The organism is Acidaminococcus hominis, assembly GCF_022484025.1.
GTDB lineage: Bacteria > Bacillota > Negativicutes > Acidaminococcales > Acidaminococcaceae > Acidaminococcus > Acidaminococcus hominis.
Genome location: NZ_JAKVMG010000001.1, coordinates 1,749,858 through 1,773,815, shown reverse-complemented (window position 1 = coordinate 1,773,815; position 23,958 = coordinate 1,749,858). Strand labels below are relative to the sequence as shown.

The 23,958-nt window shown below is 51.6% G+C and carries 41 protein-coding genes; 38 read left to right on the top strand and 3 right to left on the bottom strand.

Annotation, left to right across the window (positions count from 1 at the left end; all coding sequences use genetic code 11):
• Positions 1 to 13: 13 nt before the first annotated feature.
• The 34 genes from rplC to LKE88_RS07815 all read left to right on the top strand — a co-directional run bounded on the left by rplC (position 14) and on the right by LKE88_RS07815 (position 17,526).
• Positions 14 to 673: a 50S ribosomal protein L3 gene (rplC, locus tag LKE88_RS07980; RefSeq protein ID WP_105326396.1), complete on the top strand. Its 660-nt coding sequence runs from the start codon at positions 14 to 16 to the stop codon at positions 671 to 673.
• Positions 674 to 694: 21 nt separating this feature from the next.
• Positions 695 to 1,324, top strand: coding sequence for a 50S ribosomal protein L4 (rplD, locus tag LKE88_RS07975; RefSeq protein ID WP_105326395.1), 630 nt, complete (start codon positions 695 to 697; stop codon positions 1,322 to 1,324).
• A complete protein-coding gene (gene rplW / locus LKE88_RS07970) occupies positions 1,324 to 1,614 on the top strand; it encodes a 50S ribosomal protein L23 (protein ID WP_105326394.1) in 291 nt (96 codons plus the stop codon). Before rplD ends, rplW begins: the two co-directional genes overlap by 1 nt.
• Before the next feature lie 21 nt (positions 1,615 to 1,635).
• Complete coding sequence (gene rplB / locus LKE88_RS07965; protein WP_105326393.1) at positions 1,636 to 2,466, top strand: 50S ribosomal protein L2; 831 nt, start codon at positions 1,636 to 1,638, stop codon at positions 2,464 to 2,466.
• Positions 2,467 to 2,494: 28 nt separating this feature from the next.
• Entirely contained in the window at positions 2,495 to 2,770 is a 276-nt protein-coding gene (rpsS, locus tag LKE88_RS07960; RefSeq protein ID WP_105326392.1) for a 30S ribosomal protein S19, read from the top strand.
• Between the two features lie 23 nt (positions 2,771 to 2,793).
• The gene (gene rplV, locus LKE88_RS07955) at positions 2,794 to 3,129 is read left to right on the top strand and encodes a 50S ribosomal protein L22 (RefSeq protein ID WP_276803275.1); all 336 of its coding nucleotides are present in this window, start codon (positions 2,794 to 2,796) and stop codon (positions 3,127 to 3,129) included.
• A gap of 27 nt (positions 3,130 to 3,156) precedes the next feature.
• The gene (gene rpsC / locus LKE88_RS07950) at positions 3,157 to 3,834 is read left to right on the top strand and encodes a 30S ribosomal protein S3 (RefSeq protein WP_105326390.1); all 678 of its coding nucleotides are present in this window, start codon (positions 3,157 to 3,159) and stop codon (positions 3,832 to 3,834) included.
• Entirely contained in the window at positions 3,834 to 4,292 is a 459-nt protein-coding gene (rplP, locus tag LKE88_RS07945) for a 50S ribosomal protein L16 (protein WP_105326389.1), read from the top strand. The genes rpsC and rplP overlap by 1 nt, the downstream gene beginning before the upstream one ends.
• The gene (gene rpmC / locus LKE88_RS07940; protein WP_105326388.1) at positions 4,292 to 4,486 is read left to right on the top strand and encodes a 50S ribosomal protein L29; all 195 of its coding nucleotides are present in this window, start codon (positions 4,292 to 4,294) and stop codon (positions 4,484 to 4,486) included. The genes rplP and rpmC overlap by 1 nt, the downstream gene beginning before the upstream one ends.
• 34 nt (positions 4,487 to 4,520) lie before the next feature.
• On the top strand, positions 4,521 to 4,781 hold the full coding sequence (gene rpsQ / locus LKE88_RS07935) for a 30S ribosomal protein S17 (RefSeq protein WP_105326387.1): 261 nt from the start codon (positions 4,521 to 4,523) through the stop codon (positions 4,779 to 4,781).
• Between the two features lie 39 nt (positions 4,782 to 4,820).
• Positions 4,821 to 5,189: a 50S ribosomal protein L14 gene (gene rplN, locus LKE88_RS07930; RefSeq protein ID WP_105326386.1), complete on the top strand. Its 369-nt coding sequence runs from the start codon at positions 4,821 to 4,823 to the stop codon at positions 5,187 to 5,189.
• A 30-nt stretch (positions 5,190 to 5,219) separates the two neighbouring features.
• A complete protein-coding gene (gene rplX / locus LKE88_RS07925) occupies positions 5,220 to 5,549 on the top strand; it encodes a 50S ribosomal protein L24 (protein WP_105326385.1) in 330 nt (109 codons plus the stop codon).
• A gap of 23 nt (positions 5,550 to 5,572) precedes the next feature.
• Entirely contained in the window at positions 5,573 to 6,115 is a 543-nt protein-coding gene (gene rplE / locus LKE88_RS07920) for a 50S ribosomal protein L5 (RefSeq protein ID WP_105326384.1), read from the top strand.
• A gap of 12 nt (positions 6,116 to 6,127) precedes the next feature.
• The gene (locus tag LKE88_RS07915) at positions 6,128 to 6,313 is read left to right on the top strand and encodes a type Z 30S ribosomal protein S14 (RefSeq protein WP_012939249.1); all 186 of its coding nucleotides are present in this window, start codon (positions 6,128 to 6,130) and stop codon (positions 6,311 to 6,313) included.
• Between the two features lie 32 nt (positions 6,314 to 6,345).
• Positions 6,346 to 6,744, top strand: a complete 399-nt coding sequence (rpsH, locus tag LKE88_RS07910; RefSeq protein WP_105326383.1) for a 30S ribosomal protein S8 — start codon at positions 6,346 to 6,348, stop codon at positions 6,742 to 6,744.
• 32 nt (positions 6,745 to 6,776) lie between these two features.
• The gene (rplF, locus tag LKE88_RS07905) at positions 6,777 to 7,325 is read left to right on the top strand and encodes a 50S ribosomal protein L6 (RefSeq protein WP_276803273.1); all 549 of its coding nucleotides are present in this window, start codon (positions 6,777 to 6,779) and stop codon (positions 7,323 to 7,325) included.
• Between the two features lie 25 nt (positions 7,326 to 7,350).
• Positions 7,351 to 7,713 (top strand): 50S ribosomal protein L18, encoded by a 363-nt coding sequence (gene rplR / locus LKE88_RS07900; protein WP_423767611.1) that lies wholly within the window; start codon positions 7,351 to 7,353, stop codon positions 7,711 to 7,713.
• Between the two features lie 18 nt (positions 7,714 to 7,731).
• Positions 7,732 to 8,232 carry a 30S ribosomal protein S5 gene (gene rpsE / locus LKE88_RS07895; protein WP_105326380.1) on the top strand — a complete coding sequence of 167 codons (501 nt, stop codon included), beginning with the start codon at positions 7,732 to 7,734 and terminating at the stop codon, positions 8,230 to 8,232.
• A gap of 12 nt (positions 8,233 to 8,244) precedes the next feature.
• Complete coding sequence (gene rpmD, locus LKE88_RS07890; RefSeq protein ID WP_105326379.1) at positions 8,245 to 8,430, top strand: 50S ribosomal protein L30; 186 nt, start codon at positions 8,245 to 8,247, stop codon at positions 8,428 to 8,430.
• 15 nt (positions 8,431 to 8,445) lie between these two features.
• Positions 8,446 to 8,886 carry a 50S ribosomal protein L15 gene (rplO, locus tag LKE88_RS07885; protein ID WP_105326378.1) on the top strand — a complete coding sequence of 147 codons (441 nt, stop codon included), beginning with the start codon at positions 8,446 to 8,448 and terminating at the stop codon, positions 8,884 to 8,886.
• Positions 8,887 to 10,143 carry a preprotein translocase subunit SecY gene (gene secY, locus LKE88_RS07880; protein WP_105326377.1) on the top strand — a complete coding sequence of 419 codons (1,257 nt, stop codon included), beginning with the start codon at positions 8,887 to 8,889 and terminating at the stop codon, positions 10,141 to 10,143.
• Positions 10,144 to 10,153: 10 nt separating this feature from the next.
• A complete protein-coding gene (locus tag LKE88_RS07875; protein ID WP_276803268.1) occupies positions 10,154 to 10,798 on the top strand; it encodes an adenylate kinase in 645 nt (214 codons plus the stop codon).
• Between the two features lie 13 nt (positions 10,799 to 10,811).
• Positions 10,812 to 11,030, top strand: a complete 219-nt coding sequence (infA, locus tag LKE88_RS07870) for a translation initiation factor IF-1 (RefSeq protein ID WP_009015367.1) — start codon at positions 10,812 to 10,814, stop codon at positions 11,028 to 11,030.
• Positions 11,031 to 11,059: 29 nt separating this feature from the next.
• Positions 11,060 to 11,173 carry a 50S ribosomal protein L36 gene (rpmJ, locus tag LKE88_RS07865; RefSeq protein ID WP_009015366.1) on the top strand — a complete coding sequence of 38 codons (114 nt, stop codon included), beginning with the start codon at positions 11,060 to 11,062 and terminating at the stop codon, positions 11,171 to 11,173.
• 16 nt (positions 11,174 to 11,189) lie between these two features.
• Complete coding sequence (gene rpsM / locus LKE88_RS07860; RefSeq protein ID WP_105326375.1) at positions 11,190 to 11,555, top strand: 30S ribosomal protein S13; 366 nt, start codon at positions 11,190 to 11,192, stop codon at positions 11,553 to 11,555.
• A 20-nt stretch (positions 11,556 to 11,575) separates the two neighbouring features.
• A complete protein-coding gene (gene rpsK / locus LKE88_RS07855) occupies positions 11,576 to 11,968 on the top strand; it encodes a 30S ribosomal protein S11 (RefSeq protein WP_105326374.1) in 393 nt (130 codons plus the stop codon).
• A 19-nt stretch (positions 11,969 to 11,987) separates the two neighbouring features.
• Positions 11,988 to 12,581 carry a 30S ribosomal protein S4 gene (rpsD, locus tag LKE88_RS07850; RefSeq protein ID WP_105326373.1) on the top strand — a complete coding sequence of 198 codons (594 nt, stop codon included), beginning with the start codon at positions 11,988 to 11,990 and terminating at the stop codon, positions 12,579 to 12,581.
• 62 nt (positions 12,582 to 12,643) lie between these two features.
• The gene (locus tag LKE88_RS07845) at positions 12,644 to 13,615 is read left to right on the top strand and encodes a DNA-directed RNA polymerase subunit alpha (RefSeq protein ID WP_276803265.1); all 972 of its coding nucleotides are present in this window, start codon (positions 12,644 to 12,646) and stop codon (positions 13,613 to 13,615) included.
• Positions 13,616 to 13,629: 14 nt separating this feature from the next.
• Positions 13,630 to 13,968 carry a 50S ribosomal protein L17 gene (gene rplQ, locus LKE88_RS07840; RefSeq protein WP_105326371.1) on the top strand — a complete coding sequence of 113 codons (339 nt, stop codon included), beginning with the start codon at positions 13,630 to 13,632 and terminating at the stop codon, positions 13,966 to 13,968.
• Between the two features lie 130 nt (positions 13,969 to 14,098).
• Entirely contained in the window at positions 14,099 to 14,620 is a 522-nt protein-coding gene (locus tag LKE88_RS07835; protein ID WP_105326370.1) for a TlpA family protein disulfide reductase, read from the top strand.
• A 1-nt stretch (position 14,621) separates the two neighbouring features.
• Complete coding sequence (locus LKE88_RS07830; protein ID WP_118287101.1) at positions 14,622 to 15,302, top strand: cytochrome c biogenesis CcdA family protein; 681 nt, start codon at positions 14,622 to 14,624, stop codon at positions 15,300 to 15,302.
• A gap of 50 nt (positions 15,303 to 15,352) precedes the next feature.
• Positions 15,353 to 16,105, top strand: coding sequence for a YajG family lipoprotein (locus tag LKE88_RS07825; RefSeq protein ID WP_270441357.1), 753 nt, complete (start codon positions 15,353 to 15,355; stop codon positions 16,103 to 16,105).
• A 119-nt stretch (positions 16,106 to 16,224) separates the two neighbouring features.
• Positions 16,225 to 17,100: an NAD(P)-dependent oxidoreductase gene (locus LKE88_RS07820; protein ID WP_105326367.1), complete on the top strand. Its 876-nt coding sequence runs from the start codon at positions 16,225 to 16,227 to the stop codon at positions 17,098 to 17,100.
• Between the two features lie 42 nt (positions 17,101 to 17,142).
• Positions 17,143 to 17,526 (top strand): RidA family protein, encoded by a 384-nt coding sequence (locus LKE88_RS07815; RefSeq protein WP_118287099.1) that lies wholly within the window; start codon positions 17,143 to 17,145, stop codon positions 17,524 to 17,526.
• 69 nt (positions 17,527 to 17,595) lie between these two features.
• Here the strand turns inward: LKE88_RS07815 and LKE88_RS07810 are convergent, their stop codons facing one another.
• Entirely contained in the window at positions 17,596 to 18,345 is a 750-nt protein-coding gene (locus tag LKE88_RS07810; RefSeq protein ID WP_276803261.1) for an IclR family transcriptional regulator, read from the bottom strand.
• 183 nt (positions 18,346 to 18,528) lie between these two features.
• Between LKE88_RS07810 and LKE88_RS07805 the strand changes: the two genes are divergently transcribed.
• The 4 genes from LKE88_RS07805 (at position 18,529) to serC (ending at position 22,515) form a co-directional block, all read left to right on the top strand.
• A complete protein-coding gene (locus tag LKE88_RS07805) occupies positions 18,529 to 19,494 on the top strand; it encodes an agmatinase (protein WP_105326364.1) in 966 nt (321 codons plus the stop codon).
• Position 19,495: 1 nt separating this feature from the next.
• On the top strand, positions 19,496 to 20,014 hold the full coding sequence (locus LKE88_RS07800) for a folate family ECF transporter S component (RefSeq protein ID WP_105326363.1): 519 nt from the start codon (positions 19,496 to 19,498) through the stop codon (positions 20,012 to 20,014).
• Between the two features lie 166 nt (positions 20,015 to 20,180).
• A complete protein-coding gene (locus LKE88_RS07795; RefSeq protein WP_276803259.1) occupies positions 20,181 to 21,446 on the top strand; it encodes a DUF1015 domain-containing protein in 1,266 nt (421 codons plus the stop codon).
• Positions 21,430 to 22,515 (top strand): 3-phosphoserine/phosphohydroxythreonine transaminase, encoded by a 1,086-nt coding sequence (gene serC / locus LKE88_RS07790; RefSeq protein ID WP_105326361.1) that lies wholly within the window; start codon positions 21,430 to 21,432, stop codon positions 22,513 to 22,515. Before LKE88_RS07795 ends, serC begins: the two co-directional genes overlap by 17 nt.
• 56 nt (positions 22,516 to 22,571) lie before the next feature.
• Here the strand turns inward: serC and LKE88_RS07785 are convergent, their stop codons facing one another.
• Together LKE88_RS07785 and LKE88_RS07780 are read right to left on the bottom strand one after the other, a co-directional pair.
• Complete coding sequence (locus LKE88_RS07785; protein WP_105326360.1) at positions 22,572 to 23,363, bottom strand: TPM domain-containing protein; 792 nt, start codon at positions 23,361 to 23,363, stop codon at positions 22,572 to 22,574.
• 31 nt (positions 23,364 to 23,394) lie between these two features.
• Positions 23,395 to 23,949, bottom strand: a complete 555-nt coding sequence (locus tag LKE88_RS07780; protein WP_118287096.1) for a LemA family protein — start codon at positions 23,947 to 23,949, stop codon at positions 23,395 to 23,397.
• Between the last annotated feature and the right edge of the window lie 9 nt (positions 23,950 to 23,958).

Sequence of the window (23,958 nt, the reverse complement as noted above, 5' to 3'; positions counted from 1 at the left end):
GAGGTGTGCGAATATGGCTAAAGGAATCTTAGGCAAGAAATTAGGCATGACCCAAATTTTTGAAGCTGACGGTACTTTGGTTCCCGTTACTGTTGTAGAAGCGGGCCCCTGCGTCGTGCTGCAAAACAAGACCGAAGAAAGCGACGGCTACAATGCCCTGCAGCTCGGTTTTGGTGAAATCAAAGAAAAACAAGTTAACAAACCCATGAAGGGCTTCTTCGACAAAGCCGGCGTATCTCCTGTGAAATACGTGCGTGAGCTGCGTCTGACCGAACCCTCTGATTATAAAGTTGGCGACAAGATTGCGGCTGATATTTTCGCAGCCGGTGATCTGGTGGATGCTGTCGGCGTTTCCCGCGGTAAAGGCTTCGCTGGTACGATCAAGCGCCACAACTTTGCACGTGGTCCTATGAAACACGGTTCCAAGTCCCATCGTGAACCCGGTTCTAATGGTCCTATGCATTCCGGTCCTGGCGGCCGTGTTATCAAAGGTAAGAAATTACCTGGCCGTATGGGTGGAACCAGTGCAACGGTTCAACGTTTGACTATCGCTAAAGTGGATGCAGACCGTAACCTGATTATGGTTAAAGGTTCTGTGCCTGGTGCCGCTGGTACCTTCCTGTTGCTGAGAGACACGGTTCGCCCCGATGTTGTCAAAGCAAATAAGAAATAAGATTGAAAGGAGGGCGTTTCAATGCCGAAATTAGCAATTTATGATATTACCGGTAAACAGACCGGTGAAGAAATAGAATTGATGGACTACGTCTTTGGCGTAGAATTCAATGAAGCTGTTGTTCATCAGGCTGTTGTTATGCAGCAAGCCAATGAACGTCAGGGCACTCATGCAACCAAGACCCGCGGTATGGTTCGCGGCGGTGGCAGAAAACCCTGGAAACAAAAAGGTACTGGCCGTGCCCGTGCCGGTTCCGTCCGTTCTCCCCTGTGGGTTGGCGGTGGTACCGTATTTGGTCCCGCTCCCCGGAGCCATGCCAAATCCATGACCCGCAAAGCTCGTCGTCTGGCTATCCGCTGCGCACTGAGCGCTAAAGTTGCTGCTGGTGAACTGGTAATCGTTGATGGTCTGACCTTCGACGCACCGAAAACCAAGAGCGCTGTAGCTATGCTGCAAGGCTTCGAAGCAGAAGGCAAAAAAGCTCTGCTGATCACCGATGGTGAGGATGAAAACGTAGAAAAGTCTTCCCGGAATATTGAAAAAGTAAAGGCTCTGTCCAATGACTGCCTGAACGTATTCGATATCCTGAATGCTGAAAAAGTACTGCTGGCTAAAGATGCCGTAGCAAGAATTGAGGAGGTGCTCGCATAATGGCTGCTAATCCTCGCGACATTATCGTAAGACCCATTGTTACTGAAAAGACTTCCGACATGATGAAGGACAACAAGTACACTTTCCAAGTAGCAATTGGTGCCAACAAAACTGAAATCCGCCAAGCCATTGAAGCTATCTTCAATGTGAAGGTTGTGAATGTAAACACGATCCGCGTTATGGGCAAAACCAAGCGGATGGGTAAATATGAAGGTAAGCGTTCCGATTATAAGAAAGCAATCGTTAAGCTGGCAGAAGGCAACACGATTCCGCTCTTCGAAGGAATGTAATTCGTCTAAGGAGGTCAAACAATGGCTATTAAAAGCTTTAATCCGTATTCTCCTTCCAGACGCAGCATGACTGTGTCCACCTTTGAAGAGATTACTACGGACAAGCCCCATCGCCCTTTAGTTGTAAAACTGAACCAACATGCCGGCCGCAACAACACCGGTAAAATGACGGTTCGTCATCAGGGCGGCGGTCATAAAAGACAATATCGTATCATCGATTTCAAACGGAATAAAGACAATGTGCCTGCTAAAGTTGCTACCATCGAGTATGATCCCAACCGCAGCGCCAACATTGCTCTGCTGAACTATGCTGATGGTGAAAAACGCTACATTCTGGCTCCTCAAGGCCTGAAAGTGGGCGATGTTATTGTCAGCGGTCCTCAGGCTGATATCAAAGTTGGCAACTCCCTGCCTCTCTTGAACATCCCTCTGGGTACCATGGTTCACAACGTGGAAATGAAAATCGGCAAGGGTGGCCAACTGGGCCGTTCCGCCGGTGCTGCTATCCAATTGATGGCTAAGGAAGGTTCCTACGCTCTGCTGCGTCTGCCTTCTGGTGAACTGCGTCAGGTACACATTAACTGCCGCGCTACCATCGGTCAGATCGGCAACCTGGACCACGAAAACCTGACTTTGGGTAAAGCTGGCCGTTCTCGTTGGATGGGCGTTCGTCCTGCCAACCGCGGTGTTGCTATGAACCCGAACGACCATCCGCATGGTGGTGGTGAAGGCCACTCTCCTGTTGGTCGTAAGCGTCCTGTTACTCCTTGGGGCAAGAGCGCCTTTGGTACTCGTACCCGTAAGGTTAAGAAGGCGTCTTCTAAACTGATCCTGAAACGTAGAACAAAATAATAGAGCTTTTTGAAAGGAGGCATAAAGAGTGTCCAGATCCGTTAAAAAAGGACCTTATGTCCAAGCTAGTCTGCTGAAGAAGGTTGAAGCGCTGAACGCTGCTTCGGAAAAGAAAGTTATTAAAACCTGGTCTCGCAGCTCTACCATTCTCCCTGAATTTTTGGGCCACACCATCGCCGTTCACGACGGTCGGAAACATGTGCCTGTATATATTACCGAAGATATGGTCGGCCATAAATTAGGCGAATTCGCTCCCACCCGTTTGTTCAAGGGCCATGGCGATAAAGCCGGAGCCGTTAAATAAGAAGGGGAAGGAGGATAATATAGATGGAAGAAGCTAAAGCAGTTGCTAAATACATCCGCATTGCACCGCGCAAACTGCGTATCGTAATCAATTTGATCCGCGGCAAGTCCGTAAACGAAGCCTTTGCAATCCTCAAATTCACCCCGAAGGTTGGTTCTGAGGTTATTGAAAAGGTTCTGCGTTCCGCTGTTGCCAATGCTGAACATAATTTCGACATGAACGTTGACAACCTGGTTGTTTCCAGCTGTTTCGTTGATCAGGGCCCTACCATGAAGAGAATTCATTCGCGTTCTCGTGGACAGGCTTTCAAGATCCTGAAACGTTCCAGCCATGTGACCGTGGCTGTTGCAGAAAAATAACATCCTGACAGAAGGAGGGAATGAATAGTGGGGCAAAAAGTTAATCCACATGGTTTCAGAGTGGGCGTTATTGCTGATTGGGATTCTAAGTGGTACGCCGACAAAGACTATCAAAAAAATCTTTTGGAAGACATCAAGATTCGTGACTTCATTAAAGATAAACAATTCCAAGCTGGTATCTCTCGGGTTACCATCGAAAGAACGGAACAAAAGATGCGCATCAGCATCTATACTGCTAAACCGGGCATCGTAATCGGTCGCCAAGGCAGCAACATCGAACTGCTGAAGAAAGACCTGGCTAAGCTGACTGACAGCAAGCTGGACATCAACATCATCGAGGTTAAATCCCCGGATATGGATGCTACTCTGGTTGCTGAAAACGTTGCTTCCCAGCTGGAACGCCGGATTGCTTTCCGTCGTGCCATGAAGCAGTGCGTTGGCCGTACCATGCGTCTGGGTGCAAAGGGTATCAAAATCCAATGCGCAGGCCGTCTGGGCGGAGCTGAAATTGCTCGTACCGAAAGCTACCGTGATGGCAGCATTCCTCTGCACACCCTGCGTGCCGATATCGACTACGGGACTGCAGAAGCTCATACCACTTATGGCCGTATCGGCGTAAAGGTATGGATCTACAAAGGTGAAGTTCTGCCTACCAGAACTGTGAAAAAAGAAGCTCCTGAAGCGCAAGAAGGAGGGGCGAAATAATGTTATTACCGAAGAGAGTACAGCATCGTAAACAACATAGAGGCCGCATGAAAGGCCGTGCAATGCGTGGCAACAGAGTTGCTCATGGTGAATTTGGTCTGGTTGCACTGGAACCCGCTTGGATTACCAACCGTCAGATTGAAGCAGCCCGTATTGCAATGACCCGTTACATCAAACGTGGCGGTCAAGTATGGATCCAGATTTTCCCTGACAAACCTGTAACGGCCAAAGCCGCTGGCAGCCGTATGGGTAGTGGTAAAGGTTCTCCTGAATACTGGGTAGCAGTGGTGAAACCGGGCCGGGTTATGTTCGAAATGGCCGGTGTAACGGAAGACATTGCTAAAGAAGCTATGCGTCTTGCTGGCAACAAACTGCCGATCAAGAGCCGTTTCGTAACCAAAGCTCAGTTGGATGCCGAAGTCACCGCGCGTGAAAATGGAGTAGGTGGTGAAGCTTAATGAAAACTACAGAAATTAGAGAAATGTCTGTTGCAGAGTTGGATACGAAGCTGGCAGGCTTAAAAGATGAATTGTTTAACTTGCGTTTTCAGATGGCAACCGGACAATTGGAAAATCCGATGAAAATCAGAGAAGTCAAGAAGTCCATTGCCCAGATCAAAACTATCCAACGGGAACGCGAAATTAACTCCTAATCCGAGTTAATCCTAAGCGAAGGAGGAAAATTCCGTGGCTGAAGAGAGAAATATGCGTGTTACGCGTACTGGTAAGGTCGTTAGCGACAAGATGCAGAAAACCGTTGTTGTGGCTATCGAACGTTTGGTACAGCATCCTCTGTACAAAAAAGGCGTAATGCATACCATTAAATTAAAAGCTCATGACGAAAACAATGATGCCCATATTGGCGATACTGTGAAGATTACCCAAACCCGTCCTTTGTCTAAGGATAAATGCTGGCGCGTTGTAGAAATCGTAGAACGGGCGAAATAAGTGATACTGCTGAGCATTGCTTGGCAAGGGAGGTAAACCATGATTCAACAGCAGACTGTGCTGAATGTTGGGGACAATACCGGTGCCAAAAAGATTATGTGTATCCGTGTGTTAGGCGGTTCCTATCGTAAATATGCTAACATTGGTGACGTAATTGTGGCTTCTGTTAAGGATGCTACACCCGGTGGCGTTGTCCAAAAAGGTGAAGTTGTAAAGGCCGTTGTGGTTCGTTCCGTAAAGGGAACCCGTCGTCCGGATGGTTCTTACATCCGTTTCGATGAAAACGCAGCCGTTTTGATTAAAGATGATAAGACCCCGCGGGGCACCCGTATTTTTGGACCTGTTGCCCGCGAACTGCGTGAAAAAGACTACATGAAGATCATTTCCCTGGCACCGGAAGTGCTCTAAGAACAAGCACAATAAGGAGGTGTTGCAGACATGGCTGAGGCCGTAAAATTGCACGTTAAAAAAGGCGATACCGTTGTGGTATTGGCTGGTAAAGATAAAGGCAAGGAAGGCAAAGTAATCGCTGCTTTCCCGAAGAAATCCAAGGTTACTGTAGAAGGCGTCAACGAAGTTAAGCGCCATACGAAACCTTCCCAAAGCAACCCCCAGGGCGGCATTGTTACCAAAGAAGCACCAATCAGTGTTTCCAACGTAATGCTGGTATGCCCGTCCTGCAAGAAACCCACCCGCATTAAGAAAGTAGCTGTAGGCGAAGGATACGTCAGAGCCTGCAAAAAATGCGGCGAAGTAATCGACAAATAATTTGTGGGAAAGGAGGATATCAGATGGCAACGAGACTGCAAGACAAATATACTTCCGAAGCTGTTAAAGGCTTAATGGAAAAATTCAACTATAAAAACGTCAACGAAATTCCTAAACTGGAAAAAGTTGTACTGAACATCGGCTGCGGCGAAGCTGTGACCAACAGCAAGGCTATTGATTCTGCTGTAGCAGACATGACCATGATTGCTGGTCAAAAGCCCATTATCACCAAAGCTAAAAAATCCATCGCTGCGTTCAAACTGCGTGAAGGCATGCCTATCGGCGTAAAAGTTACGCTGCGGGGCAGCCGGATGTACGAGTTCCTGGATAAATTCATGAATATTGCCCTTCCCCGTGTACGTGACTTTAGAGGTGTTAACCCCAAGTCCTTCGACGGCCGCGGCAACTATTCCATCGGCTTGAAAGAACAGCTGATTTTCCCTGAAATCGACTATGATAAGGTCGACAAGGTTCGCGGCATGGACGTAATCATTGTTACTACTGCTAAGACCGACGAAGAAGCCAGAGAACTGCTGAAGCTTCTTGGTATGCCGTTTGGGGCATAAGGAGGGAAAACCGTGGCAAAGACCGCATTGATCGAAAAATGGAAAGCTGAACCGAAATTCAAGGTTCGTAAATATAACCGCTGCAAAATTTGTGGCAGACCGCACGCTTACATGCGTAAATTCGGCATTTGCCGTATTTGCTTCCGGAAATACGCTTACGAAGGCGCTATTCCCGGTGTAACGAAGGCAAGCTGGTAAGAGCGGATTACAAGGAAGGAGGGTATTTGTAAATGACTATGACTGATCCGATTGCCGATATGCTTACGAGAATTCGTAACGCCAACTCGGTGCATCACGATAAAGTTGAAATCCCCTGCTCCAAAATTAAAACTGCCATTGCAGAAATTTTGAAGAGCGAAGGATTCATTAAAGATTTCGAAGTCGTTCCCGGACAACATCAGAATGTGATCCGTGTACAGCTGAAATACGGTCCTAACAAGGAAAAAGTTATTTCCGGCATCAAACGTATCTCCAAACCCGGTTTGAGAGTTTACACGCAAAAAGACCAACTGCCCCGCGTTTTGGGCGGCCTGGGTATTGCAGTAATTTCCACTTCCAAGGGCATGATGACTGATAAAGCAGCCCGGAAGGCTGGACTGGGCGGCGAAGTTGTCGCATACGTTTGGTAAGATCAATCCTAAAGGACCGGAGGTGCTTATAAGTGTCAAGAATCGGAAAAACTCCCATTACTGTGCCTGATAAGGTAACGGTAACGGTAGAAGATAACCTGGTCTCCGTTAAGGGACCTAAAGGCGAACTGAGCCGTCAGATCAGTAAAGAATTGACCGTGGAACTGAAAGACGGCGTCATCACTGTGACTCGTCCCAGCGATGATAAAGTACATCGCAGCCTCCACGGCTTATCCCGGACCCTGATCAACAACATGATCATTGGTGTTACGGAAGGCTATTGCAAATCCCTGGAAATTCAAGGCGTTGGCTATCGTGCAACGAAGCAAGGCAAAGCAATCAGCTTCAACCTGGGCTTCTCCCACCCCTGCGTAATGGATCCTCCCGAAGGCATTACCTTCGAAGTTCCCGTACCGAGCCAAATCGTAGTTTCCGGTATCGACAAGGAAAAAGTCGGTGCTGTTGCTGCTGAAATCCGCAGCCTGCGTGCTCCCGAACCCTACAAGGGCAAAGGTATCAGATACGCTGGCGAACATATCATCCGTAAGGTTGGTAAAGCGGGCGCCAAAGGCAAGAAATAATTTCTAGAAGGAAGGAGTGAATCTCTTGCTGAACAAGAAAGATAAAAACGCAGCTCGCCAAAAACGGCATCTGCGTATGCGGAGAAATATTGTAGGAACGACTGAAAAACCCCGTTTCAATGTATATCGCAGCCTGAGCAACATCTATGCTCAAATCATCAATGATGTTACTGGTGAAACTCTGGTTTCCGCCAGCACCGTAGAAAAAGGCAACAAGGAAAACTACGGCGGCAACATTGAAGCTGCCAAAGCGATTGGTACTGAAATCGCTCAAAAAGCCCTGGAAAAAGGCATTAAAACTGTTGTATTCGACCGTGGTGGTTATCTGTACCATGGCCGCGTGGCAGCCTTAGCTGAAGCAGCCCGCGAAGCCGGTCTGGAATTTTAACAGAGGGAGGACATTAGAGTGGCTAATTACGAAAAACAAGATGATGGCTTCAAAGAAAGAGTAGTCTTCATCAACCGCGTAGCTAAGGTCGTAAAAGGCGGACGTCGTTTCTCCTTCTCTGCTTTGGTTGTTGTTGGTGATGAAAATGGTCATGTTGGCATGGGCCTGGGCAAAGCTGCCGAAGTTCCTGAAGCAATCCGCAAGGGTGTGGATGATGCCAAAAAGAACCTGATCACTGTTCCTCTGAGAGGAACCACCATTCCCCACGAAGTTATCGGCATCTTTGGCGCAGGCCAAGTTCTGCTGAAACCGGCTTCCGAAGGTACTGGTGTTATTGCCGGCGGCCCTGTTCGTGCCGTATTGGAACTGGCCGGCGTGCGTGATATCCTGACGAAATCCCAGGGTACTTCCAACCCCAACAACGTGGTTCGCGCTACGTTGAAAGGTCTGGAAAACCTGAAGAACGCTAAAGAAGTTGCTGCCCTGCGCGGCAAAACTGTTGAAGAGTTATTAGGCTAAGGAGGTAGCATGATGGCACAAGTAAAAATCACGCTGACCCGTAGCTTAATCGGTTATCCGAAAGACCAACGCGCAACCGTGAGAGCTTTGGGCTTGGGTAAGATCAACACCAGCGTAGTAAAAGAAGACAATTCCACTTTGCAAGGTATGCTCCATAAAGTGAGCCACCTGGTTAAAGTAGAAGAAGTCAAGGCTTAACAAGGAGGGCTGCAAATGTATTTGCATGAATTGGCTCCCGCTCCTGGTTCCAAAAAAGCTCGCGTCCGTGTAGGCCGCGGTCTTGGTTCCGGTCTGGGCAAAACATCCGGCAAAGGCCAAAAAGGACAGAAATCCCGTAGCGGCGGGGTAAAGCGTCCTGGTTTCGAAGGTGGTCAAAAGCCGTTATACCTGCGTCTGCCGAAACGCGGTTTCTACAATAAATTCGGTAAGCATTACACTGAAATCAATGTGGATGTACTGAACTGCTTTGACGACGGTGCTGTAATCGATCCTGTTTCCCTGATTGAATGCGGTCTGGTTAAAAATATCCGTGACGGCATCCGCGTGCTGGGCAATGGCGAAGTAACCAAAAAGGTTACCGTAAGAGCTATGGGCTTCAGCAAAACTGCACAGGCAAAGATCGAAGCTGCCGGCGGTAAAGTAGAGGTGATCTAATTGGCTTCAGCCCTTGATAACCTGATGAAGGCTACGGAACTCCGAAAGAAAGTATTATTTACCCTTGCGATGTTCATAGTATTCAGGGCTGGAACGCAAATTCCCGTTCCGGGGGTTAACGCAGCCATGATCGAACGGTTATTCAACAATGGGAACCTGTTCGGTCTACTGGATCTGTTCTCCGGCGGTGCACTTAGTAAATTCTCTATATTTGCTATGAGCATTACTCCTTACATCAATGCGTCTATTATCACGCAGCTGCTTACAGTGGTGATCCCGACTTTGGAAGAATGGTCCAAAGAGGGAGCGGAAGGAGCAAAGAAAATCAATAAAGTCAACCGCTATGCGGCGGTTGGTCTGGGTGCCATTCAGGCAATTGGTATGGCGTACGGCTTACGGGCAGCAGTCAATAATCCTGACTTCTTCTCGTTTGCCATGATCGTTATTACCTTGACGGCAGGCTCCCTGCTGCTGATGTGGATTGGGGAACAGATTACTGCCAAAGGGATTGGGAATGGTATTTCCTTAATCATCTTTGCAGGCATCATTTCCCGTCTGCCCAACGGGCTGGCTGTTATCGGCCGGTATTTGCAGGCAGGCACCGTCAATGTCTTCAATGTACTGATCTTCGCGGTTCTGGCCGTGCTGATGGTAATGTTCGTCGTAGCAATTACGGTGGCATACCGGAAGGTACCGGTACAGTATGCGAAACGGATTGTGGGCCGTAAAATGTACGGCGGCCACACCACCTATATTCCCTTAAAGGTGAATCAGGCCGGTGTTATGCCCATCATTTTCGCTTCTTCCGTATTGATGTTTCCTGTGACCATTGCGCAGTTCATCAAGATCCCCTGGATCCAGACGGCAGCCAGCTATTTGGCATGGGGCACTCCGCTGCAGACAGGACTTTATATTGTGCTCATCCTGTTCTTCACTTACTTCTATACGGCGGTAAGCCTGAACATTCCCGAGATGTCCGACAATATCAAGAAGTACGGCGGGTTTATTCCTGGCCTTCGGCCCGGCAAACCTACCACGGACTATCTGGATCGGGTGATGAACCGGATCACTTTAGCGGGTGCTGTTTTTCTGGCATTCATTGCTATTATGCCTAACATCATCGTATGGCTCACAGGAATTTCCGGAGTTTACTTCGGCGGTACGGCCCTATTGATCGTTGTTGGCGTAGCGCTTGATACGATGAAACAAGTAGAGTCCTTGGTACTCATGCGACACTATCAAGGTTTCATGAAATAGGAGAGAGAACATGCATATTCTTTTAATGGGACCTCCTGGCGCAGGCAAGGGGACCCAAGCGGAAAAATTAGTTGCCGATTTCCCAATTCTTCATATTTCTACGGGAGATATGTTCCGTGCGGCTGTGAAAAATGGTACGGAATTGGGCAAGGAAGCCAAAAAATATATGGACGCCGGCGGTTTGGTGCCTGATGAAGTTACCATTGGTATCATCAGAGAGCGCCTGAGTCAACCGGATTGTCTCAAAGGATTCATTCTGGACGGGTTTCCCCGTACCAAAGAGCAGGCAGTTGCCCTGGATGGGATTCTGAAGAATCTGGGCATCCAGCTGACCGCTGCGGTAAACATCAGTGTTCCCGATGAGGACCTGATCAGCCGTGTAACCGGCCGGCGCATCTGCAAGAGCTGCGGTGCTACGTATCATGTGGTATACAACCCTCCCAAAGTGGAAAATGTATGCGACAAATGCGGTGGGGAATTGTACCAGCGTGATGATGACAAAGAAACCACTGTGAAAAAACGTTTGGAAGCGTACCATAGCCAAACTGCTCCTCTTATTGCGTATTACAAAACGGAAGGCGTGTATAAGGAAATTGACGGCACTCAGCCCATCGATAAGGTGTATGCTGATGTGGTAGCAGCTGTAAAAGGGTAAGGAGGCATTACAAGTGTCGAAACAAGATGCAATCGAAGTAGAAGGTACTGTCTTGGAATCTTTGCCCAATGCTATGTTCCGTGTGAAATTGGAAAACGATCATGAGATCCTGGCCCACATTTCCGGAAAAATACGTATGAACTTTATTAAAATCCTGCCTGGGGATAAGGTAACCGTAGAGCTGACGCCCTACGACCTGAACCGCGGCCGGATTACTTATCGGTTTAAATAAAGAGGATTGGCAAGAGGAGGTTCAGCAACATGAAAGTAAGACCGTCTGTAAAACGCATTTGTGAAAAATGCAAGATCATTAAACGCAAAGGCCGTGTTATGGTCATTTGCGAAAACCCGAAACATAAACAAAGACAAGGTTAAAAAGGAGGTGCTTTGAATGGCTCGTATCGCCGGTGTAGATTTGCCGAGAGATAAACGTATCGAATACGCCCTGCCGTACATCTACGGTATTGGTTTGACTCTTTCCCGGGAAATCCTGGGTAAGACCGGTATTAACCCGGATACCCGTGTTCGGGATTTGACGGAAGCTGAAATCGCAAAGCTCCGTGAAATTCTGGATCATGAATACAAAGTAGAAGGTGACCTCCGCCGTGAGGAATCCTTGAACATCAAACGTTTGGTGGAAATCGGCTGCTATCGCGGCCGCAGACATCGTGCAGGCCTGCCTGTTCGCGGTCAAAACACCAAAAATAATGCTCGTACCCGTAAAGGCCCGAAAAAAGCGGCCGGCGCAAAGAAGTAATTTAAGGAGGGATTAGACGAGTGGCTGGGAAAAAAGTTGTCCGTAACAAACGGAAAGTAAGCAAGAATGTAGAAGCTGGTGTGGCACATATTCGCTCCACCTTTAATAACACGATCGTTACGATCTCCGACCTGAACGGCAGTGTCCTGAGCTGGGCATCTGCCGGCGGCATGGGCTTCCGTGGTTCTCGTAAGAGCACCCCGTTTGCAGCCCAAATGGCAGCTGAACAAGCTTCCAAGGCTGCTATGGAACATGGTCTGAAGAGAATTGAAGTTTTCGTAAAGGGCCCCGGTGCCGGCCGTGAAGCTGCCATCCGTGCTCTGCAGGCTGCAGGCCTGGAAGTGGAATCCATTAAAGACGTGACTCCGATTCCTCATAACGGCTGCCGTCCGCCGAAACGCAGAAGAGTATAATTGGAGGTGAAATAATAGAATGGCAATTGATAAGACTCCTGTTCTGAAAAGATGCAGATCTCTGGGCATGTCTCCGGCATTCGTGGGTGTTATGAAAGAATCCCATCGTCAGCCGAAACGCCAGTTCAAAAAGAAATCCGAATACGGTATGCAGTTGGCTGAAAAACAAAAGGCTAAATTCATCTACGGTGTTCTGGAAAAACAATTCCGTGGCTACTACGAAAAAGCCAAGAAAATGGAAGGTATCGCTGGTGCCAACCTGTTAATCCTGTTGGAACGCAGACTGGACAACGTTGTATACCGTCTGGGCCTGGCCAACACCCGTCGTCAAGCTCGTCAGCTGGTTACCCATGGCCACATTGCCGTTAACGGCAAGCGCCTGGATATTCCCTCTGCCCTGGTAAAAGCCGGCGATGTTGTTTCCGTTATGGAAAGCAGCCGCAGCTCCAACTACTTCAAGGGTATGGCTGATGTTTTGGGCAAGGCTTCTGTTCCTGCCTGGATCTCTGTAGACGCACAGAACCTCAGCGGAAAGGTTGACCGTCTGCCTGTACGCGATGATATTGATGTTCCTGTTGAAGAACAGCTGATCATCGAACTGTACTCCAAGTAATTGATACTGTTCTCCACTATTTATACCGCGTATTGTGGTAATGCGCGAAAGGAGGCTTCCGCATGAAGGAAATCGAAAAACCTAGCCTGGTTATCGACGAAATTTCCCCCGATGGGCGTTATGGCAAGTTCGTCTGGGAACCTTTGGAACGTGGATACGGTATTACTTTAGGTAATAGTCTGCGCCGTGTATTGCTTTCTTCCCTGTCCGGTATGGCTGTTACCGGCATCAAGATTGATGGTGTGCTCCATGAGTTCGCTACCATTGAGGGAGTCAGAGAAGACGTTGCAGATATCGTATTAAACATCAAGTCCTTGTGCTTCAAGGTGGGTATGGATGACAGCACCACCTTTGAGCCCAAGACGTTCTATATCAAGAAGTCCGGCGAAGGTGAAGTGACCGGCGCTGACGTAATCTGCGATCAGGACACGGAAGTTCTGAACCCCGAGCTGCATATTGCAACCCTGGACAAGAACGCCGTCCTGAACATGGAAATCTACGTTGACGTGGGCCGCGGTTACGTGCCGGCAGAGAAGAACAAGAGCAAGGATCAGCTCATTGGCTTTATTCCTGTTGACTCCATCTACTCTCCCATTACCCGTGTGAAATTCGGTGTTACCGATACCCGGGTAGGCAATGTAACCAACTATGACCGTCTGACCTTGGAAGTATGGACCGACGGCAGCCTGGGACCTGATGAAGCTGTAACTTCTGCAGCTGAAATTTTGATTAAATATTTGGCCTTGTTCAAGACCACCAACATTCCCAAGATCCAAGGGAATGAGGATAGCGCCAAGACCAGCGAAGAGGGTAGTAAATCCTCCGTATACCAGATGTCCATTGACGATCTGGACCTGACCGTTCGTTCCAACAACTGCTTGAGACGGGCCGGCATCAATACGGTAGAAGATATTATCAACAAGACGGAAGATGAACTCATCTGCGTCCGCAACCTGGGCAGCAAATCCCTGGAAGAAGTCAAGAACAAGATTGAGGAATTGGGCCTGCACCTGCGCAATTCCGATGAAGAATAGGAGGAAGACGAAAGATGGCATACAGAAAATTGGGCCGGAACTCCAGCAACCGGAAAGCTATGTTCCGCAGCATCTTGACCGCCTTCTTCAAAAACGAGAAAATCGAAACCACCGAAACGAAAGCTAAAGAAATTAGCGGTCTGGCTGCTAAATTGATCACCCTGGCTAAACAAGGTGACCTGCATGCCCGTCGTCAGGTTTTGGCATTCCTCGCTGATGAAGAAGCTACCACGAAGTTGTTTGACACCATTGCTCCCAAATACAAGGACCGCAACGGTGGTTACACCCGTATTTACAAAACAGCTCCTCGCCGCGGTGACGCTGCTGAAATGGCAATTTTAGAGCTGATCTAACGACATAAAGAAAGACTGTAGCAGAGATGCTACAGTTTTTTTTTGCCGCTTTTGCACTTTCTTCACAGAGCAGGGCAGGGGCTTATGGTATACTAAAGGAAAATCATTCTGCTTTGGAAAGGAGCCCTTTATGAAAAAGACCCTGTTTTGTCTGGCGGCTGTGCTGGCCGCTCTGTCCGCCGGCTGCAGTGCCGGCACGGCCCAAACCCCGGAGTCGGTTAAGCCCGCGGCCCAGACCCGGACTGCTGCCGCTCCTGGCTTTCGCCTAAAACAATTGGGGGCGGGAACTGTTGCTGTAAGCCCGGCCCAGGACGGAGCCCTCTACGTGCTGAATTTCTGGGCCACCTGGTGTCCGCCCTGCCGGGCTGAACTGCCGGAAATCGCCGCTTTTGCCAGCGCCCATGCAAAGGACGTGCGGTTCTACGGCATCGATCTGGATGAACCGGAGGGGGACGTGAAGGGTTTCCTGGAGAAGCAGCAGCTCCAGTTCCCGGTGCTGCTGGACGTGGGCGGCAAGGTGGCCCAGCAGTACGGGGTCCGGGGGATTCCCACCACGGTCATCCTGAACCGGAACGGCCAGGAAGTGTTCCGGAAGGTGGGGGGAACTACTTCCCAGGAACTGGAAAAGGTCCTCAAAGGGCTGGAGCAGTAGGATGCATGCGTCCTTAACTTTTGGCGCGGCCTTTGTGGGCGGGCTGGCTTCTTTTCTGTCCCCCTGCGTACTGCCCCTGCTGCCCACTTTGCTGCTGCTGTTGACCGGCAGCGGTACCGGGCGAAAAAGCCAGCTAGGGGTGAATCTTACGGCTTTCCTGTTGGGATTTGCCGTGGTATTTATGGCTTTGGGCGCAGCTTCCACCCTGGTGGGGCGTCTGCTTTTGGGGCACCTGGCCTTTTGGGAAAAGCTGGGGGGTATCCTTTTGGTGCTCCTGGGGCTTTTCCTTTCCGGACTGTGGCAGCCCCTGTTTTTGGTCAGGGACAGAAGGCCCTTTCTTCAGACTCAGGCGAAAGGGCCCCTGGGCTGCTTTCTGCTTGGGCTTTCCTTTACCTTGGGCTGGACGCCCTGCACGGGACCAATCCTAGCGGCGATTTTGCTGCTGGCGGGACACGAGGCTACGGTGGGAGCGGGGCTGCTGCTGGGCGTGTATACCCTGGGTTTTGCCCTGCCTTTTTTCCTGCTGGCCCTGGTCTGGAACCAAGTGGCGCCCAGAATCCGGCCCCTGTACCGGTACCTGCCACTTTTACAAAAGGCGGCGGGAATCTTCCTTTTGGTGCTGGGGCTTGCCCTGTTTTTTGGGTATGCCCTGCGGCTTAACGCTTTTCTTCTTCGCCTTTAGGCCGGCTCCATGGTATAATAGGGGAGCTAAACGCAGAAAGTGGTGAAGTGATGTTTAAAAAGCTCGCATTGTTCTGCTGCTGTCTGTCCCTGTTTCTTCTGGCAGGCTGCGGCAGTACCCAGAAAGTAGATAATACCCAGGTGGCTTCTTATCCTGGCTGGATTCAGGTAAATGCCGGCCAGCAGGCTTCCTTCTCGGTGTCTCCGGAACTGGCGGAAGAATCCCAGGAATACGTGACGGCCCAGCTGCAGAAAGAGGATTTGAATCCCCTGCTTCGGAAATGGCTGACGGAAGACCAGATTACCGGCAAAAGTGCCGGGTGCGTTATTGCCCAGACAACGGATGTAACGGCCCTGCCCTGGGAAGGGGACAACCATTATGCCCGGGTGGAATTCAAGACCATGCCCACTCCGGAAAAATTGCCGAAATATGGGCAAAATTTGGGCCTGAAGGCTGCGGAAATCAAGGACTTTGGGGATATTACCCAAAAGGCCCTGACGGGCATGGCCCAAAAGGACCTGCCGGAAGGCTACAGCCTAAATTTCCACGATTGGCAGCCCATGAAGAGTGTCATCATTAACGGGGTGGAGAGCTTATATACCTCCTATGAGGAAGACGTTGTATATCAGAACAAGCTCCAGGTGACCTTCCACGTAGAGCGGTGGACCTTCTTTAACCGGGACCGGGTCCATACCCTGACGGTAACCAGCCGCAAGCAGGATAAGGCCTACTGGGAGGACGAAAGCCGTCCCCTGTACAAAGTGGTCAATACCCTGAAAATCACCGCCAGCGAGGCAAAATAAGCCTGCTGGACCTACTCCTGACAGGAATTCTGCCAGGAGTTTTTTCTTGGGGGATATTTGTCTAATTGCCTTATTCATTGTATAATCAGGTTGTATGAGGGTAGAAGGGAGAAGCGATTATGACAAAACTACAGAATATTGGTTTTATCGGCACAGGTATCATGGGCAAGTCCATGCTGCGGAATCTGAAAAAAGCTGGCTATACCATGCATTGCTATGCCCGTCATCCGGAAAAGGTGGCAGATTTGGCTGCCGAAGGGGTAACGGTTCATTCCACCATTGCTGACTGCGTCAAGGCCTGCCAGGTGATGATTACCATCGTAGGGTTCCCCAAGGATGTGGAAGAAGTATATTTTGCTCCAGGGGCCATTTTTGACAGTGCAGCCCCCGGTACCTACCTGGTGGATATGACCACCACTAGCCCCACCCTGGCCCAGAAATTGTATGCGGAAGGCAAAAAGAAGGGCTTGCCGGTTTTGGATGCTCCCGTTACCGGCGGTGACACCGGCGCCAAAAACGGTACCCTGTCCATCCTGGTGGGCGGTGACAAAGAAGCTTATGAAACCCTGCTGCCGATTTTCCAGGGCATGGGCACCAACATCAACTATATGGGGGCTGCCGGCAATGGCCAACACGCCAAGATGGCCAACCAGATCATGATTGCCGGTGCCATGAGCGGTATCTGCGAAGCCCTGAACTACGCCAAGGTGAACGGCCTGGATCTGGACACCCTGTTAAAAGCTGTTTCTACTGGGGCTGCCGGCAGTGCCCAGCTGAACGCCTTTGGGGCCAAGATGGTCCACGGGGATTATGCTCCGGGGTTCTTCCTGAAGCATTTCATCAAGGATATGCGCCTGGCTAAGGAAGAAGCGGACAAGAAAGACCTGCAGCTGCCGGTACTGGCCCAAGTACTTTCCGAGTACCTGGAACTGGAAAAGGCAGGAGAAGGAAACCTGGGCACCCAGGCTCTGTTCACGTATTATCAAAAAAAATAATTTCTGGCAGAATAGCCAGAAACACTCTTTAGGAGGCTTTCCATGAAAAAAGAAATCAGCACGAAAAACGCTCCCGGCGCCATTGGACCGTATTCCCAAGGCATTGAAGCCGCAGGCAAAACCGTTTATGTTTCCGGCCAGATTCCCATTGATCCGGCTACCGGTGAATTTGCCGGCAAGGACATTGTGAGCCAAACCAAGCAATCCCTGACCAACGTCAAAAACATCCTGGCAGCTGCCGGGTATACCCTGGACGACGTGGTAAAAACCACAGTGCTGCTGGCAGACATTGCCGATTTCGGCGCCATGAACGAAGTGTATGGAACCTTCTTTACCGGCGTTTGCCCGGCCAGAGCCTGCTTCCAGGTAGCAGCCCTGCCCAAAGGCGCTTTGGTGGAAATTGAAGCGTTTGCCGTAAAAGACTGAGCTATCAGGTAACAAAAACGGGATGTACCCCACAAATGTGGGGACGCATCCCGTTTTTTGTTTGCCTGTCTAATCCGACAGCAGGGCGCTTTTCTGCTCCAGCCGCTGGGCGGCCAAAAGGAGCCCGTCTGCCAGCTGGGTGTAGCCCAGGGCATTCAGGCGCTCCAGGGGACCGGAAATGCTCAGGGCATAAATCCGGTCCTTCATCACAAGGGGCACGGCTACTGCGGCAATTTCCGGGTCCACTTCTCCTTCGGAAATGCAATAACCGGTCTGGAGAATGTGGAGCAGCTGGTTCTTGAGCAGCCGCTGCTGGGTCCGGTCCCCACCGATTTCCTGGATAATACTGTCCCGGAGTTCCGGGGGCTGGGCGGCCAAAAGGGTCTTGCCGGAAGCACCCTGGTCCAGGGGAACCAGGTAGCCCCGTTCCCGGGCCAGGCCCAGGGTGTGCCGGGATTTGGCCATGTCGGCGCAGATGCCCGTATGGCCCAGGAGGACGGACAGGACCACGGTTTCGTTGAACTGGTTGGCCAGCCGGTGCATCTCTTCGCTGAGAATTTCCCGGGTGGTATTGTGGACGGATACGGCGGAGGCCACCAGGAGTATCCCGGTGCCCAGCCGGTAGCGGCTGCTTTTGGCGGACTGCTCAATCCAGCCGGCGTACTGGAGGGTGCGCAGCAGCCGGTATACGGTGGTTTTGTGGAGGCCCAGGGCCTGGCTGATCTCCGTTAGGCTCAGGGATTCCTTGCGCTGGGCCGCATACAGCTCCAGCAGCCGGGTGGCGTGGAGCACGGAATGGACAAGGGGAGTGGTTTCCATAGAGGCGCTTCCTTTCTGTTTAGACGCTGAAGATGCCCCTATTATAAAAAGGACAGGGGAGAGCGTCAAGGAGTTTAGTTTCATTATAGTGCACAAATTGCTAAATAGTGTCCAAATTCATTGACTTACCCATTGCCCCCTCCTATAATGGGCAACAGAAAAGGGAAACAAAGGAGATACAGTATGGACAACTTCAGCTTACGCAAACCTTTAAATATGGCCCCTACGGGCATTGCTACTTTTGCCAAAACCGAACTGGCAACGGATATGTACCATGTGAAAGGGGATATCGCCGTTTTGGGCGCTCCCTTTGACCTGGCCATCCAAGGCCGGACGGGCTGCCGGCTGGGACCCCGGGGCATCCGCCTGGGTTCTACCCGGTTCAGCTACAAAAAGGGCGGGACCTACGATTCCGAACGCCAGGAATTCTATATGGACGCTAACCGCTGGAAAGTGGTGGACTGCGGGGACGTGGACTATATTCCCGGAGATTTGAAGGGCACTATGGACAACCTGCGGGAAGCCGTCCGGATCCTCCAGGACCAGGGCATTATGCCGGTGGTACTGGGCGGGGACTGCGCCGTGGATTATCCGGTACTCCAGGGTATGGAAGCAGCCGGTCCTTTTGACATCATCCATATCGATGCCCATTTGGATTGGACCAAACCCTTGGACGGACAGAAATACTTCAACGGCTCTCCCATGCGCAACGCCGCAGGGCTGCCCTATGTAGGGCGGATTCTCCATTTGGGAATCCGGGGCATCGGCAGCAGCGGTCCGGAAGATTTTGCGGAAGCCCGCTCCCACGGGGACGGTATCTATTCCGTACGGGATATCCGGAAAAAGGGCATCCAGGCTATTCTGGAAGAGTTCAAACCCCAGGCCCACAGCATCATTTGCTTTGATATTGATGCCATGGATGCGGTGTACGCACCGGCTACGGGCTCTCCCATGTTCGGCGGTTTTACCTACGATGAGGCAGTGGACATTCTGGAAGCCCTGACGGACTATACGGATCCCATTGCCATGGTGATGACGGAAGTGGCTCCCCCCTTTGATGACGTGGGCGGTACCACCGGTTACCTGGCAGCCCGGCTGATTTCTGATGAACTGGGCTTTATTACCAAAGCACGGGAAAAGAAGGGATAACATGGAAATGCGGCAGTCCCGGCATCCAGGGGCATGGCTGACCACCCTTGGCCTCTGTGTGGCCATGGAAGTGATTCTGGCCCGGTTCTTGTCCCTGCATACCTGGAATCTGAAAATCGGCTTCAGCTTCCTGCCGGTGGTGGCTGCGGCCTACTGGGGAGGTCCCCTGGCCGGGGGCCTGACCGGCCTTTTGGGGGACCTGATTGGGGCCCTGCTGTTTCCGGTGGGCACGTATTTTCCCGGGTTTACCCTGACGGCCTTTTTGGATGGGGCTGTGTACGGACTGTTTTTCCGAAAGAGAACCGGCCTCAAGGAAATTCTCGGGGCGGTGGTTACGGTGCAGCTGGGGCTGAGCCTGGTCTTAAATACCTTTTGGCTGAGCCTGCTGTATCAGGTGCCCTGGAGAACTTTATTGTGGCTGCGCTTGTTTCAATGTTTTGGCGGGCTGGTGGTGAAGGTGCTGGTACTGCGCCTTGCCCTGCCTGCAATGGAAAAAGGATTGGTGCGTCGGTTTGTCTGACGCCCAATCCTTTTTTGCGTTTGGCTATCAAGAAAATTTTAAGGAACACTGTCCATGCCCCTACTACTTTTACATAAATATGATATAATAAGGGAATGTAATTCATGGTTTTGTAAAGAATTTGTATTACCTTTGATGGGAAAAAGAACAAGTTTGGAGTGATACTATGGCTCATATCAAACCCTTTGCTGCCTTGCGGCCTACACCGGAGCTGGTCAGCCAAATCGCAGAATTACCCTATGATGTAATGAGCACTGCCGAGGCCCGGGAAATCCTGAAAAAGAATCCCCTGAGCTTTGTCCGGGTCAGCCGGGCAGAAGCCGATCTGCCGGAAGGCATTGCCGAAACGGATCCCCAGGTCTACGCCAAGGCCCGGGAAAACCTGGAGGACTACATTGCCAAAGGCCAGCTGAAACAGGATCCCCAGCCCTGCTACTATATTTACCGGCAGCAGATGGGGGCTTATATCCAGATTGGCCTGGTGGCCGTGGCTTCCCTGAAGGACTATGAAGAAGGCATTATCAAGCGGCACGAACTGACCCGGGAAGTCAAGGAAACGGACCGGGTCAACCACATCCTGGCGACCGGGGCCCAAACGGGACCGGTGTTTTTGGCCTACCGGAGCAAAGGGGTGCTGACGGCCGTACTGCTCCAGTACATGGGCAATCATACGCCGGTGTACAATTTTGCCGGGGAAGACGGGGTGCGGCATACCCTGTACGTGATCCAGGAGCCCCTCAAGGTGCGGGAAATCACCCACCTGTTTGAACAGGTGCCGGCCCTCTACATCGCTGATGGGCATCACCGCTGCGCGGCAGCCCTGCGGGTGGCCAAGGAACTGGGTGCCCGGCCGGGCCAAACCGGGGAGGAACCGTACAATTATGTGCTTTCCGTGATTTTCCCGGAAAATATGCTGCACATTCTGCCCTATAACCGGGTGGTCAAGGATTTGAACGGACTGTCCCAGGAAAAATTTTTGGATCTGCTCCGGGAAAAATTCCAGGTGGAAAAGGCGGAACGGGCCGTGGAGCCCAAAACCCTCCATACCTTTGGGTTGTATCTGGCCGGCCAGTGGTATAGCTTAAAGGCTCTGGACGATACCTTCCCGCTGACGGATCCCATCGCTTCCCTGGATGTAAGCATTCTGCAAAGCAATGTGCTTTCCCCCATTCTGGGCATTGAGAATCCCCGGACTGATGAACGCATTGATTTTGTGGGAGGCATTCGGGGCCTTTCGGCCCTGGAAGAAGCTGTGGACGGCGGGGATTACACCCTGGCTTTCTCCCTGTATCCCACTTCCATGTACCAGCTGATGGCTGCGGCGGACGAGGGGCTTGTGATGCCGCCCAAATCTACCTGGTTCGAACCCAAACTGCGTGACGCACTGACTATACACCTGATCGGAGATGGAAAAAATGGAAAGAGTTTATAATTTTGGTGCGGGGCCTTCGATGTTCCCCTTGGCGGTCTTGAAAGAAGTACAGAAGGAACTGCTGGACTATGAAGGCAGCGGCATGTCCGTGCTGGAAATCAGCCACCGGAGTGCCTTGTATGAAAAAATCAACGACGAAGCCCAGGCCGATATCAAAAAGCTGCTAGGGATGGATGACAGCTGGGTGGTGATGTTCATGGGCGGCGGGGCAACCCTCCAGTTCTCCATGATTCCCATGAACTTCCTGAAACCGGGGAAAGTAGGGGCCTACGCCATTACCAGTACGTTCTCGGAAAAGGCCATTGCCGAAGCCAAAAAGGTCGGGGACGCAGTAGAAGTCTTTACCAGCAAACCCACCGGCCTCGACCGGGTTCCCCAGCCGGAGGAGCTGGTACTGCCCAAGGATTGCGCCTACCTGCATATTACTGCCAACAACACGGCGGAAGGCACGGAATACCACAAATATCCGGATACCGGGGAGGTACCCCTGATTGCGGATATGTCTTCGGATATTCTGTCCCGGCCCGTTCCCGTAGACAAGTTCTCCCTGATCTACAACGGGGCCCAGAAGAACATCGGGCCGGCTGGGGTTACCGTGGTCATGGCCAAAAAGGATTTTGTCACCGGCATGGATCCCAATCTGCCCATCATGATGAATTATGAAACCTTCAGCGGCCACGATTCCGTCTACAATACCCCGCCGGTATTTGGGGTGTACATGGTAGGTCTTATGGCCAAATGGCTGCTGGCCCAGGGCGGTCTTGCTGCCATGGAAAAGCGCAACAAGGAAAAGGCCAAGTTGGTGTACGGCGTTCTGGACAGCCATCCGGAATTCTACAAGGGCCACGCCCAGCCGGAAAGCCGTTCTCTGATGAATGTTACCTTCAACCTGCCTACGCCGGAACTGGAAAAGAAGTTTGTGGCCGAAGGGGCCGAACATGGACTGGTGAGCCTGAAGGGTCACAAATCCATTGGCGGCATCCGGGCGTCCATTTACAATGCCATGCCCCTGGACGGCTGCGAAGCGCTGGCCGCCTATATGGAACGGTTCTGGAAGAAAAATAAATAACGCGCAAAAAAACACGGTGTGCCTTTAGGTACACCGTGTTTTTTTAGGATTTTGTCTTACCAGCTGCGGCTGGAACCGCCTCCGCCGCCGGAACCTCCGCCGTAGGAGCCGCCGCCAAAACCACCGCCGCCAAAGCCGCCGCCTCTGCCGCCGCCCCGGAAAAAGAACAGGTACAGCAGGAAACGGAGAATGGCGCCGCCGAAAAGCAGCTGGTCTACAATAATCAGCAGCAAGACGCCGGCCAGCAGCAGGATATTCAAGGGATTCCAGGCTGTATCGCTGCTGCCGGGATTCTGGGCCGCAGCGGCCTGTGCACTGCGCTGGACGCCCAGGTCTTCTACGGACAGGTTGTATTCCTTCAACACCGTTTGGAGCAGGGCCCCGTAGGCATTCAGGATACCCTTATCGTAGTTGCCGTTCTTGAAATAGGGCAGCATATACTGGTCCTGGATGCGGCCGGTGAGCCCATCGGGCAGGGCCCCTTCCAGGCCGTAGCCTACCTCAATCCGGCTTTTCCGGTCGTTGACGGCTACCAGCAGCAGTACGCCGTTGTTCAGGTTCTTGTCCCCAATGCCCCAGCCCCGGAGTACGGCCAGTCCGTATTCTTCCGGGGTGGCATCCCCCAGGGTAGGAACGGTCAGCACTACGATTTGGGCCTTGGTTTTCTGCTGGAGGGCGGAGCCATAGGCGTTGATGGTGTTTCTGGTGCTGGCGGAGAGTACCCCGGCCCGGTCCTGCACGTAGATACTGGTGGTGGGACGGGGCGGAATCTGGGGTTCTGCCAGAGCGGTCAGGGGAGAGAAGACCAGCTGGCAGAGGAGCAGCAGCCAGAGCAATATTTTTTTCATGGCATTCTCCTCTCGGGCAGGGTCAGCGGGCTTAGAACTTCACCTGGGGAGCCGCCTGGGCGTTTTGGTCGGCCTGGAAATAGGACCGGGACGTAAAGCCCATCATATTGGCGATGATGACCGTAGGGAAGCTTTTGATTTTGGCATTGTAGGCCTGGGCTGCATCGTTGTAGTCCTTCCGGGCTACTGCCAGGCGGTTTTCCGTGCCGGCCAGCTCATCCTGGAGCTGGAGGAAGTTGGTGTTGGCTTTCAGGTTGGGATAGTTTTCCTGGAGGGCTAGCAGCCGGGTCAGGGCACTAGACAGTTCACCGCTGGCTTGGGCCGTATCGGCAACATTCTGGGCACCGGCCAGTTTGGCCCGGGCGTTGGCCACATCCGTAAAGACCTGGCTTTCGTGGGCGGAATAGCCCTTGACGGTATTTACCAGGTTGGGAATCAGGTCAGAACGGCGCTGCAGCTGTGTTTCTACCTGGCTCCATTTGCCGTTGACGTTTTCGTTGGCGGAAACCAGGCCGTTGTAGGAGCCGAAGATCCAGCCTGCACAGAGCAAGAGCACAACCAAGATGCCAATCAATACTTTTTTCATGGATATTCC